We start from the raw sequence: 12,145 nt of genomic DNA, 5'->3' as shown, positions 1-12,145 counted from the left end.
GCAATCTTCCTAAATGGGGTTAATAATAAAAAATGGCATTATACCGATCAAATTGATTATTTATAGAGCAATGGTGATTTAAATCACATCTAATCGGCGCTTTGCTGTAAGCTACGCGATTATTTGCTTTGTACCTGTGATTAATTGCTAAAATTTAGCCATTAATGTCACCTGTACACCCATTTTACAAAGAGATTTATTTATGAGTTTTGACTCCCTAGGTTTACCTGAAACGCTACTGCGCGCGGTTAAAGAACAAGGCTATACAGAGCCTTCACCTATTCAAGCACAAGCAATTCCTGTTATTTTACAGGGAAAAGATGTGATGGCAGCCGCGCAAACGGGAACGGGTAAAACAGCGGGATTCACTTTACCTTTATTAGCTAACCTTATTGATGGTGAAGCTGCAAAATCCAATCAAGTACGAGTGTTGATTTTAACGCCGACTCGAGAGTTGGCTGCACAGATACATGATAGCGTTAAAAACTATGGTCAAAATTTACCACTACGTAGTGCGGTTGTTTTTGGTGGTGTGAAGATTAATCCGCAAATGCAACTGCTTCGCCGAGGTGTTGACGTGCTAGTGGCAACTCCGGGACGTTTATTAGATCTGTATAACCAAAACGCAGTACGTTTTAAGCAACTTGAAGTATTGATTTTAGATGAAGCGGATCGCATGTTAGATATGGGCTTTATTCATGATATCAAACGTATCATCGGTTTCTTACCTAAAAAGCGACAAAATTTACTCTTCTCGGCCACGTTTTCGCCAGATATTCGCCAGCTTGCCAAAGGTTTGGTCAACAACCCTGTAGAAATATCAGTAAGCCCACGTAATACTACTGCCGAGAGTGTCACACAGTTTATTTACGAAGTTGATAAAACTAAAAAATCGATCGTATTAACGACCTTAATTAAAGAAAACGACTGGAAACAGGTATTAGTCTTTTCAAAAACCAAACATGGTGCTAACCGTTTAGTCAAACAGCTTGAAGCGCGTGGCATTCGTGCTGCTGCTATTCATGGTAATAAGAGTCAAGGCGCACGTACCAAAGCATTAGCTGCTTTTAAAGAGGGGCAGATCACCGTTTTAGTGGCAACCGACATTGCAGCCCGTGGTATCGATATTGATCAACTCCCACAAGTTGTTAACTTCGACCTTCCGCATGTCAGTGAAGATTATGTGCATCGTATTGGCCGTACGGGGCGCGCAGGTAATTTCGGGCAAGCACTTTCATTGGTGTGTAACGAAGAGTTTAAACTGCTTAAAGATATTGAAAAGCTAATTAAAAAAGTGATTCCACGTAAAACGGTAGCGGGTTTTGAACCGGGTACACCACTGCCACCATCTGTGCTAGATACACGCGCACCGAAACCTAAAAAGCCGAAAAAGCCTAAAGTGGGCCATGCAGATGGTGTTCGCTCTGGTGCTGGCACTGGAAGTCGTCACAAGCAGCGTAGCCCACGAAATAACTTTGTGGGTGGGTAGTTATAGCAAAAGAATTAAAAAGCTGATCAGTCTTACTTGTTAAAATTTACACTACCTGTGTTGTGGGTCTTCAAGGGAGAACAACTAACTTGTGCATCTCACACCTTGGTAGTTTAAATTTTTCCTACGTAATTTTTCCTATGTAATACGAGATCACTTTCTAAATTTCACTGCTATTAGCAACAGATACTATTAGCCTCTAATAACCTTGTTTATTGGGGGCTTTTTTTATCGCCTTCTGGCATGATTGAGGTTCACAATGAGAGGCTAGCACTTCAATGAAAAAAATTGCAATTTTCGCCGACGTTCAAAATATCTATTACACCTCGCGGCAAGCCTACGGCAAACAATTTAATTACCGCAAGTTATGGCAAAGGATACAATCGCAGGGCGAGATAACCCATGCTTTTGCTTATGCCATTGATAAAGGCGATAACCAACAGAAAAAATTTCAAGATATGCTTAAACACTTGGGGTTTACGGTCAAGCTAAAGCCCTACATTCAGCGTAGCGACGGCACAGCCAAAGGTGATTGGGATGTCGGCATTACCATTGACATTATGGAAATAGCGATGCAAGTGGATACTATTATTTTGTTATCGGGCGATGGTGATTTTGCTATTTTACTTGATAATGTAAAGCAACGATTTTCGGTACAAACGGAGGCTTATGGTGTGCCACAGCTAACCTCTAAATCGCTGATTGATTCATGTACTTATTTTCATGCCATAGACAGAGAACTGTTGCTTTAACATATCCATTTTTCTGTAAATTTAGTAGAGTGGTGGTTTATTTAATTTAAAAGGTGAATACATTGAAAGTAGTTATTGTTGGGCTGATATTAGTTGGCTTATTTTTTCTTTTCAAAAATTTTATGGCCAGTAAAAATGCACCGCAAAATATTCAAATTGGCGTTGAATTTTTGGCTGAAAATGGTCAAAAAGAAGGGGTGCACACAACCGAATCTGGTTTGCAGTATGAGATATTAAGTAAAGGTGACGGATCTGTTCACCCCACTGCTAAGAGTAAAGTAACGGTCCATTATCACGGTACCTTAATTGATGGTAGTGTATTTGATAGCTCTGTAGAGCGCGATAAAACCATCTCATTTAAATTGAATCAAGTGATAAAAGGCTGGACGGAAGGATTACAGCTAATGGTTGTGGGAGATAAATATCGTTTCTATATCCCGAGCTCACTTGCCTATGGTAATAGTGGTGTAGGCGCTATTCCAGCGGGCTCACTATTAATCTTTGATGTAGAGCTTTTCAGCATCAATTAATCCATTTTGCCCCTTAACACTTCGAGGGGCGTAGACTGTTTTTTGTATAAAACAAATTATTTTCACAAATATTTTTTTATTGTGACAGCTTCTAATATCTCACCCAAAACTTGCCTATTGTTACAAATTCATTACTGCCTTTGACTCTGTTTTTACGTAATATTGCTAAATTATAAAATCGCACACTTTGCAAGGTTACTTGCTAGTACATTGAAATAAAAAACATAAAAATATTAGAAGGTTAATATGTCAACGAGATCAAAGCAGCAGGGATTCGTGCTGATTTCAGTCCTTATTATCACTACCATTTCAACTTTTGTTGCTTTATCTGCAATCGGTGAAAACCGCTTACAAGAGCGTATTGCAGGTAATCAAGCAAAAGAGATCAATGCGCGGGCTAAAGCAGAACAAGGTGTGTTTGATAGTTACCAGTTTATTAAACAGCAACAAAATAATGATAAAACATTAGCACAGATAAAGTCGCTGATCAGTGGGCAAAGTGAAGTTGGTCATTATCTGTTGAGTGCAGATTTTGGCGCAACGGCTAATACATTACTAATAACAAGTAAAGGGCAATATCATGGCGCAACGGCTTACCTAAAAGCGGAAGTTTTGATAGAAAATGGTACCGCAGCTTTAGGTAACGGTGGTGCGGTAGTTGCCTGCGATGGTGTGTCATTAACGGGTGGCGGTTTGATTGATAGTTTTGATTCCCGTAATGGCAGTTATAGTGCATTAAGTGCAACAAGTAATGCCGATGTAGTTAGCATAAATGGTGATGTCGGTATTCACGGTGGGACCAACCTTAAGGGCGATCTTACTGTTAATGGTACGATTACTCAAAGTGGCTCTACAACCATTGGTGGCGATATTAATGCCAGCAAGGATTTAAACTTAGCGCAGGCGACGGTACATGGAAACGTCAGTGTCGGTCAAAATGCAACTATTATGGGAGGATCGATTGGCAAGCTTACTGATCCAGATTCAGGTAATGTTAATATAACTGGTAATTTTAAATTAAATGACTCTGCAACGACAACGGGCGCACTTAATTATGCTGGTAACTTAACTAAGCAATATGACTCTTACGATATCGCAATGTTTTCAGGCACCGTGAACGACGCTAGCCCTGTCGCGCCGATGATGGCCTCTCATAAATGCAATGAGAAAGATATTGCAAATGCAATGCCCACAACGACCTCTGGGCATGTGAAATCAAATTTGAGTACTGCACATGGTGGTGAGCTTGCACAGTTAGAATTCAGCGAAATGAGTGCACAAGTCTTTGATGAAACTAACACCACAAACGAGTTGGTTACCGTTTATCCAACCTCCTTAACTTCTGAGCTTTGGCAAGGAAGTAAAGAGGTGTATGTTTTTGATAGTGTCAAAATGAAAAATACGATGGTGACTATCACTGGTGATGTCACCATTATGGTCAAGGGTGAATTAACCACTACAGGAGGAGAGACTGGTTTCCGCTTTAATGATGGTGATACCAACAGCTCATTAACTATTTTAAGTGAAGGCACGGTTGATATTGGCAGTGATACTTCAGTCTTTGCTAATGCAGTCGTGGATTCGGTCAATAAAAAGGTTCCGCTTACTATTTACTCTTCCTATGAAAGTAAAGGTAATAATGCTAATAAAAATGCCGTGTTTTTAGATGGTGCTGCTAATATGTACGCGAAAGTTTATGCGCCACTTGGGCGTGTCGAATATGCGGCCAGTGGTGCGATGATGGGGGCGCTTGAAGGGAAATATATCGATATTTCTGGTGCTGGAGCAATACATTTCGATGAAGCATTAAAGCATGTTGGCCAAGAAAGCAGTAATAGTCAGGATATTACAAAGTTTGCTGCTATTTATTACCACTACCCTAATTAACCTAACAGACCAGCCGCATTAAAGATTTGTGACTAGTCTGAGGTAAGAATAAATGATTGCAGGCAGATCTCTTACAATGCTAGGCGAATAATCTATAATTACCATAGTTATTCGCCACCTCCTTTTAGGTAGTTGATTACGTCCTTTTTTCACTCCCCATTCTGAGCATGAACTACTAGCCTACATTGTCTCTATTTGTTCATTACTATTTGGTTAAAAACGTTAATAGTCATTAACTAAACTGCATCAATTAATTAGCATATTTTAAAAAAAATGAATAGCCCCTCATTTTTGAGCTTGTTTATGCTGTATTATTGAGCTACTAAATTTTTATTATAACTATAGAGTACTCGTCAATATTAATATTGTTGATAAATAAAGTACCAACTTAAAAAAATAAGCTTAACAAGCGGTTAAGCGATAATTCAATGGATGAATGGGTTTATTAATACAATGAAAAATAAAGGTTTTACATTAATTGAAATGTTGATTGTCATTGCGATTATCGGCATTCTTGTGGGCATCGCACTACCCTCATACCAAGCACATATCCGTAAATCGAATCGCCTTGATGCTAAAATGGCAATGACTAAAATGTCTCTCATTGCTGAACGTCAATATGCGCGTCAGAATAGTTATCCAAGCTCTGCTATTGCGACTGGCGTTGAGATTCCCAGTACTTATGAAATCACTTTGACTCGTGATCCTAATGAAAAAGAATATGAAATTAAAGCAACACCTAAAGCGAGAACCAATCAAGCATCTGATGAATGCGGGATAATGAGGTTAACACAATCTGGGCTGATTAAAGTCAAAGACACCTCACTACTTGATGCAGATATTAGGGAGTGTTGGTAAATGAGACGCCGACTTATTAAAAAACTGCCTTCAGGTTTTACGTTGGTCGAGCTTTTAGTCGTACTGGCCATTATTGGAATTTTGACCGCTGTTGGAGTGCCAAGTTACAACAAGTTTGTCCAGCAAGGTCAGTTTAATGATGCCTATAATAATCTGTATAATGCTTATCGTTTTGCCCGAGCAGAAGCAATAAAAACATCACATTCGATGGTAATGCAGAGTTTTGGTGCCGGAGGTGGCAGTGATTGGGATGGCGGGTGGATCGTTTATCCTCAAGGCGAACCGAATAATCATTTAGTAGATTATCCTGCTGTAAAGTCTTCGGAAATTGATATTACAGGCAGCACTGTTACTGTTACTGCACGAGGAACAATTACAGCTAACCAGGCATTTAGGGTGTTTGATACTAGAAATAGTAATGCGCAATACCTCTGTATTCTTAAAAATGGCCAAAGCTATGAGTCTCTTCAATCATGCAATTTTTAAATAAAAAACAAGAGGGTTTTACCCTATTTGAAGTGCTTATCTCAATGTTTATTGCAGGGGTTGCTGTATTGGGACTAGTCATGCTCGAGTTGAATATTCTTCGTTCATCGCAATCTAGTTTTAATTACACCTTAGCGACGATTGAAGCAAATACCTTGATCGATAAAACATGGCAAAATCTGTGTGAAATTGAACAGGCCGGAGGAAGAACTAGCCCTGCAGGCAAGGCGATATATACAGCATTTTATAATGACTGGCGAGCTAGCTTAGCGAGTGTTAATAGTAATTACACTGTATTTGATGGCAGTAAGACTGCGCCGTTAGATGAACTTTTGCTGCAGGACTCTATTTTAGTCTTTTGGAATGACAAAAATTTTGACAGTGTGCTTGAAAATGATCGCGTTCAGTTAGATGTTAACTTCCCAGATTTTTCGGGGCTATGTTTATGATTTATGCAAAAAGACAAGCCGGCTTTAGTCTTGTTGAATTACTGATTGCGATGGTTATCAGCTTGACACTTATTTTTGCCTGTGCATCGGTATATAGTTCATTACGAGACAGTATAAAGGCCTCTCAGGACCTCTCGACGGCACAGGAATCTTTGCGCACTGCACACTATTTAATGTCTCGCTCTGTGCGTCAAGGTTATGGTTTGGCGCTATCAGGGGCGAATGGCACTGACCGTGAATTGATCGTTACCTATGGTAGTGAAGCGGATAACAATATTTTTTATGGTTGCTTAGGCGAGCGACAATATTCAGGTGCAAAAGATACATTTAAAATTGTAGATGACAACTTATATTGCCATACAGTAGGTAAAGCAAGTGCTGGCGCTGCAACATTAGTATCAGTTGAAGAACTGGTTGCGCTTGATGTGACCAATATTTCAGCTTCGTTAGCGACGGGTAATAAAAAAGGTGTGTATATCGCTCTGGCAATAAAAGGAATGCCGGGAGATATGGCTACAAATGGATTTAAATTTAGCCTTGCGATGCGTCAACGGATTTTAATCGATGCAGGAGTATCGAACGCAAGCAATACCAGTTTATAAGGAAAGAACAATGAAAAAATCTCAAAATGGATTTGTGCTGATTTCTGTATTATTGATCACCTCTATTGCTACCTTTTACGCCTTTTCTGAAATCAAAGGCAATCAGCTACAAGAGCGCATTGGTGGTAATCAACAGAAAGAGATGAATGCGAGATTACTTGCGGAAAAAGGTATTTTTGAGAGCTTTAAATATATTCAAGTTGCTATGTCAAATAGTGTAGATACTAACGATATGATTAATGCTCTGAATAATGGGAATACTGGGTATATCAATCATGAAGAAGGCTTAATTACTATTTTGGATGCATCAGAGCATGCAGATATTTTTACTTTCAAGAGCAAAGGTACAATACATGGCGCTGAAGCATTAATGATCGCAGAGATTGATGCAAGTGAAATTATACCGCCGAGTCCTTTTAAAGATGCAATTGTTGGTTGTGAAGGTGTAGGCCTATATAATGGTGTAGTAGACAGTTACAATTCAGCAGATAATCCAGGAGCTTATGATGAAAATAATGCCGGAAACAACGGAGGGATCGCAACGGTAAATTCAGATGCTGATGTCACTCTAAATGCAGGTACCGTAAAAGGTAATATTGATTCCAATGGCTCAATTGGAACGACTCCCGGAGGTTCTGGCGCAAATGTGACTGGTAACCTTACTGCACAAAAAAATATAACCACTAAAGAGGCAACTATTACTGGTAATGTCAATGCTAGAGAGTCGGCACATATAACTGGCGGACATATCGAAGGTACCCTCAATTCAGGTAGAAATTTAACCCATACTGGATCCCCCATTGTAGATGGTAATGTAAGCTATGGTGGCGATTTACTGGTGCAGTCTGGAGGAGCTGATCCAACTCCATCTACATATGATTTTGGCCACAATAATGTTTCTGGCGTTGCAGAAAAAACACCTCCTGCTTCTAAACAGAGCTGTGACCCGAAAGGTATTAGCGCTGTTGTCCGTGCGATAGATGAAAATACTAATAAGCCTACTGCGGTTGCTGCTGTTTCTGGGCCATCTGGTGGCACCATGAAGTTAACAGATAGTGTGATCGATGCAGATGGTAGAACAGGTGAGGTGTTTACTCGTGACAGTGATAATAACCTTGTAACAACACCGGTATATACTTCAGAAATGAATCTAACTGCGCTTGATAGCAAAGAACTCGCTATTAATGAGAAAGTTTATGTATTGGAATCACTAGAGCTAGTAAATACTCAGTTAGAGATAAAAGGTGATGTAACCTTAATAGTGGAGGGGGATATATCACTTTTTGGTGGGCAGTCTGGTTTTAAATTTGCTTCTGGTGCAGAGTCTACCAGCTCTTTAACTATTGTGTCGAAAGGTAAAGTGACCATCGGAAGTGATGCAACTATATTTCCTAATGCGTCAAAAGTACATAATGGTAGCAGAGCACCGCTTTCTATCTATTCATCTTATGATAGTTCAGGAACGCGCGCAGATTCATATAATTCAGGCTCTGGTGGCACGGAACAAAATGTTGATGCTGCATTTGTTTTTGCTGGTGATTCGGCAATGTATGCAAAAATTTATGCACCATTAGGGTATGTAAGTGTTAATGGCTCTGGTAAATTAATGGGCTCTGTTCGTGGTAAAGCTGTTGATGTTCGAGGAACTGGCGGAGTGCATTATGATGAGGCTCTTGGCCTTCCTGAGCGTGGCGATCCCCCTGACCCATCAAAAGTAAAATACTTATCTGCATACTATTATTACAATTAAGCTTTATTGGAATTATATGCTTGTGACTTTGATATGTAATTAGTTGTCCGAGTAATACCGGCAATTTAAGGCTCTTCGAGATAATGCTTTTCTTAGGTTATTATCTCGAAGATTTGCTCGTAGTTATAGGTTATTCATAAGGCGAGCATAAATTTAAGAATTGATATTTATATTATTTAATTCATCAAATTATACCCCAACACGTAAGCGTTATCTTTTAATATAAAATTAACGGAACAGATATTCACCCTTCTATTTGTATCTTTTTTATACCTGATAAATTTTATACCTTTTCCAAAAACAAATAATCCTTCCTTTCTAAACAACCGCTTACAAAACACTCAAAAAGTCAAAAATAAAATCGATATAACGATTGCATTTCTCGGTTATTAGTCTATCGAATAAAGGTTATAATTTGACCGTTATATACCTTTCCAAAAGAATAACTGCTTAATCAACTAAATAAAAATTCAGGATGAAAGTTTGTTAGTTGCTTATCAACGCATAAGGAGTGTGCATGAAAAATTTCCAAGGTTTTGTCCTTATTTCAGTGTTACTGATCACGACTATTGCCAGCGTGTTAGCAATGAACTCTATTCAAGAGAGCAAGTTACAAGAGCGTATTGGTGGTAATCAACAAAAAGAACTTAATGCTCGCTTGAAAGCAGAAAAAGGAATTTTCGACAGTTTTGCTTATATTAAATCAACTTATGCTGCCGCCACGGTAAGCTCTGCCCCTAGCGCTGAAGATGTAAAAAGCCACATTGAATCTTTATTTACTGATAACGACTTTATTGATGTTGTGATCACGGAGCAGGATCGTACCTATAAACTAATGAGCACTGGCATGTACCACGGCGCAACGGCCTATTTAAAGGCTGAAATTCTGGCTAAGCTTCCCGGTGAAGATATTATTAATAATGATGCCGTAGTTGGTTGTGATGGCGTTGTTATCAAAGGTAGTGGTCATGTTGATAGCTTTGATTCAAGCTTAGGCGCATATAACAGTGAAGTGACAGTGGATGGGGTATTAAAAAACAACAAAAATGCTAGGGCGACCGTCTCGACGTTAACTGATAATAAAGATATTAACCTAAGTGGTAGTGCGCCAGTTTGGGGCAACGTTAAGGCCACCGGTAATTTTAATATGAATGGATCTTCATCCGTTGTGGGAAACATTAGTGCTAAGCAAAATGTCACCTTTGCAAGTAAAGCTGCGGATTCTCCTTTTGCGTATGCGGTAACGGGCAATGTTGCTACTGGCGGTAACTTTGACGCAAATACCAATACGGTAACGGGTAATGCATCGGTAATGGGCGTCGCTTCAAATACCAGCCAAGTTGGTATTACCGATGGCGAGCGTACCGGTAAAGTTATCTATGGTGAAAATGGCAGTATGTCGGGTGAAGAAAGTACCCATGCAGGCGAATATGAGCAAGATTATAGCCTTGCTGCGCCTGATATCGATGTCGGTGAATGTGATGTACGCGATATTGCCAGTGAAGTTTTAAACTATCAAAATTTCGCCAGTAATGGTGATTTCCTAAGTAATATTCCTGATGGTCAAGCTTATGAATTTACACAGAACTCAGCACATATTTGGGACGCAGACACTAACCAGTTGGAAACTAAGAATGCAGTCTCGGTGAATGTTTTAGGTAATAGTAAAAAAGCGCATGTCTTTGATAATTTTACCTTAAATGGTCGAGATATGACCATCAAAGGTGATAAAGATGTGGTGATTGTTGTTAAGGGAGACTTTTTACTTGGCTCTGCCGGAGTAACTGGCACAAAGCAGAAAGGCGAAAGTGCAGATGGTACCTATAGCTCCCATACTGCTGGTGGTGAAACATATCTTGTTGATGATAACAATAATCGTGTTGACTCAGAGGGATATCGAATCACAGAAAATGACGATTATGTAACGCGTGCAGCTGCGATTAATGTCGAAGAGGGGAGTTCGTTAACCTTGATTGTAATGGGAAAAATGGAGACGAAAACAGGCACACAGGTGCAATATGTTGCATCTACCTCCGATGATCCAAAGCCTAAAAGTGGCTCACCATTAGCCATTTACTCTACCTACAACTCGAACGATAATCCTTCCGGTACGGAAGATGAATTCGAAGATTTAGCTGTAGATATTCAAAGCACAGATATGGCGGCAACTGTTTATGCGCCAAAGGGGCATGTTGCAGTAAAAGCGAGTGGCGAATTCATGGGCTCAGTACGTGGAAAAACAGTGCTTGTTTCCGGCGATGGTGGCTTACATTATGATGAAAGCTTAGCAGGAGAGTCGAGACTGCCGATTAACAGTGGGCCATCGTTATACACTAATGTGTATTATTATTACCCTGAAAATTAATTGTTTAGCTATTAAAGGCGGATATACTCAACAATGTATATTCGCCTTTTGTGCGATTAACATCTCTCTCACTGTTTGTAACGCCTTGCCCCTGTTTACGGTTTTCCATGCTAGGTAAAGGGGGACTGGGCATAACACTGGGTCAAGCGTCAATTCAACAAGTTGCCCACTGTCGAGGTACTTTTGTACTCGTGAACGCGGTAAAAAACCACAGCCGATGCCCTGCAGTTGTGCACGCAGCTTATATTCCACACTCGGTACATAAAAATAGTTATCTTTACTGATCACTGAATGCGTCTGGGTTATCCATTGTCTTGCCGTATCATGGGCGACAACGGCACGATGTTGCGCAATAATGTCGTGACCGATAGGTTGGGCAACCTGTGTTAAAGGGTGATCTGGACTCACTACAAAAACACGGTCAAAAATGCACAGTGGTTGTGTTTGTATCCCTTTTTGTTTTGGTACTTCTCCGGAAGAGCCAATGATCATATCAACGCGATCATCCACTAAAGCCTCCCAAGCACCATTCATTATCTCCTCGCTGATATCCATTTCGATACTCGGGTGCTGATCTAAAAATTGTTTTAATATTATGAAAATACTATCGCAGTGCAAAATAGAGCTAATGGCAATATTAATTTTGGGCTCCCAACCATTAGAGATGGTTTGCGTTTTTTCTGCCAATCGTTGTACCGCTTCTAAAATGATTCGTCCTTCAATCAATAGGTTCTTACCCGCTGGTGTTAATACGGAGCGTCGCCCCTGTTTTTGAAAAATGGTGACCTGCAACTGCTCTTCAAGTTTTTGTACGATGTAAGAAAGAGCTGAAGGCACTTTATTCAGCTGTTCGGCAGCCGCTGCGTAGCTACCACGTTTCTCGATGGCATCTAAGACAGTGATCGCTTCTAAGGTAATGGGCAAGTTTTGCATTTGGCTCTCTTTATTGTTCAAAAAAACTGAATAGATACCTTTAA

11 protein-coding genes are annotated in these 12,145 nt (G+C 39.9%); 10 read left to right on the top strand and 1 reads right to left on the bottom strand.

The window, feature by feature from the left end; all coding sequences use genetic code 11:
* Nucleotides 1–202: 202 nt before the first annotated feature.
* The 10 genes from CW745_RS11270 (at nucleotide 203) to CW745_RS11225 (ending at nucleotide 11,168) form a co-directional block, all read left to right on the top strand.
* Nucleotides 203–1,489: a DEAD/DEAH box helicase gene (locus CW745_RS11270; protein WP_101108783.1), complete on the top strand. Its 1,287-nt coding sequence runs from the start codon at nucleotides 203–205 to the stop codon at nucleotides 1,487–1,489.
* Nucleotides 1,490–1,767: 278 nt separating this feature from the next.
* A complete protein-coding gene (locus tag CW745_RS11265; protein WP_101108782.1) occupies nucleotides 1,768–2,241 on the top strand; it encodes an NYN domain-containing protein in 474 nt (157 codons plus the stop codon).
* 62 nt (nucleotides 2,242–2,303) lie between these two features.
* Nucleotides 2,304–2,771 carry an FKBP-type peptidyl-prolyl cis-trans isomerase gene (locus CW745_RS11260; protein WP_101108781.1) on the top strand — a complete coding sequence of 156 codons (468 nt, stop codon included), beginning with the start codon at nucleotides 2,304–2,306 and terminating at the stop codon, nucleotides 2,769–2,771.
* Between the two features lie 276 nt (nucleotides 2,772–3,047).
* Nucleotides 3,048–4,658, top strand: a complete 1,611-nt coding sequence (locus CW745_RS11255) for a pilus assembly PilX N-terminal domain-containing protein (protein WP_193755595.1) — start codon at nucleotides 3,048–3,050, stop codon at nucleotides 4,656–4,658.
* 453 nt (nucleotides 4,659–5,111) lie between these two features.
* Nucleotides 5,112–5,516: a type IV pilin protein gene (locus CW745_RS11250; RefSeq protein ID WP_274521253.1), complete on the top strand. Its 405-nt coding sequence runs from the start codon at nucleotides 5,112–5,114 to the stop codon at nucleotides 5,514–5,516.
* Nucleotides 5,517–6,002: a GspH/FimT family pseudopilin gene (locus CW745_RS11245; protein ID WP_101108778.1), complete on the top strand. Its 486-nt coding sequence runs from the start codon at nucleotides 5,517–5,519 to the stop codon at nucleotides 6,000–6,002.
* Entirely contained in the window at nucleotides 5,990–6,451 is a 462-nt protein-coding gene (locus CW745_RS11240) for a prepilin-type N-terminal cleavage/methylation domain-containing protein (protein WP_101108777.1), read from the top strand. Before CW745_RS11245 ends, CW745_RS11240 begins: the two co-directional genes overlap by 13 nt.
* A complete protein-coding gene (locus tag CW745_RS11235) occupies nucleotides 6,448–7,053 on the top strand; it encodes a prepilin-type N-terminal cleavage/methylation domain-containing protein (protein ID WP_193755594.1) in 606 nt (201 codons plus the stop codon). The genes CW745_RS11240 and CW745_RS11235 overlap by 4 nt, the downstream gene beginning before the upstream one ends.
* A gap of 10 nt (nucleotides 7,054–7,063) precedes the next feature.
* Complete coding sequence (locus CW745_RS11230) at nucleotides 7,064–8,803, top strand: polymer-forming cytoskeletal protein (RefSeq protein WP_101108775.1); 1,740 nt, start codon at nucleotides 7,064–7,066, stop codon at nucleotides 8,801–8,803.
* 517 nt (nucleotides 8,804–9,320) lie between these two features.
* Complete coding sequence (locus tag CW745_RS11225; RefSeq protein WP_101108774.1) at nucleotides 9,321–11,168, top strand: pilus assembly PilX N-terminal domain-containing protein; 1,848 nt, start codon at nucleotides 9,321–9,323, stop codon at nucleotides 11,166–11,168.
* A gap of 27 nt (nucleotides 11,169–11,195) precedes the next feature.
* Here the strand turns inward: CW745_RS11225 and CW745_RS11220 are convergent, their stop codons facing one another.
* The gene (locus CW745_RS11220; protein ID WP_101108773.1) at nucleotides 11,196–12,101 is read right to left on the bottom strand and encodes a LysR family transcriptional regulator; all 906 of its coding nucleotides are present in this window, start codon (nucleotides 12,099–12,101) and stop codon (nucleotides 11,196–11,198) included.
* Nucleotides 12,102–12,145 lie beyond the last annotated feature (44 nt).

The organism is Psychromonas sp. psych-6C06, assembly GCF_002835465.1.
GTDB lineage: Bacteria > Pseudomonadota > Gammaproteobacteria > Enterobacterales > Psychromonadaceae > Psychromonas.
The sequence above is the reverse complement of the archived record's forward strand: the minus strand, read 5'-3'. Positions and strand labels throughout refer to the sequence as shown.

Coding starts and splice junctions, on each gene's coding strand:
- CW745_RS11250 (WP_274521253.1), top strand. CDS start 5,112: ATGAAAAATAAAGGTTTTACATTAATTGAAATGTTGATTGTCATTGCG.
- CW745_RS11270 (WP_101108783.1), top strand. CDS start 203: ATGAGTTTTGACTCCCTAGGTTTACCTGAAACGCTACTGCGCGCGGTT.
- CW745_RS11230 (WP_101108775.1), top strand. CDS start 7,064: ATGAAAAAATCTCAAAATGGATTTGTGCTGATTTCTGTATTATTGATC.
- CW745_RS11235 (WP_193755594.1), top strand. CDS start 6,448: ATGATTTATGCAAAAAGACAAGCCGGCTTTAGTCTTGTTGAATTACTG.
- CW745_RS11225 (WP_101108774.1), top strand. CDS start 9,321: ATGAAAAATTTCCAAGGTTTTGTCCTTATTTCAGTGTTACTGATCACG.
- CW745_RS11245 (WP_101108778.1), top strand. CDS start 5,517: ATGAGACGCCGACTTATTAAAAAACTGCCTTCAGGTTTTACGTTGGTC.
- CW745_RS11220 (WP_101108773.1), bottom strand. CDS start 12,101: ATGCAAAACTTGCCCATTACCTTAGAAGCGATCACTGTCTTAGATGCC.
- CW745_RS11240 (WP_101108777.1), top strand. CDS start 5,990: ATGCAATTTTTAAATAAAAAACAAGAGGGTTTTACCCTATTTGAAGTG.
- CW745_RS11265 (WP_101108782.1), top strand. CDS start 1,768: ATGAAAAAAATTGCAATTTTCGCCGACGTTCAAAATATCTATTACACC.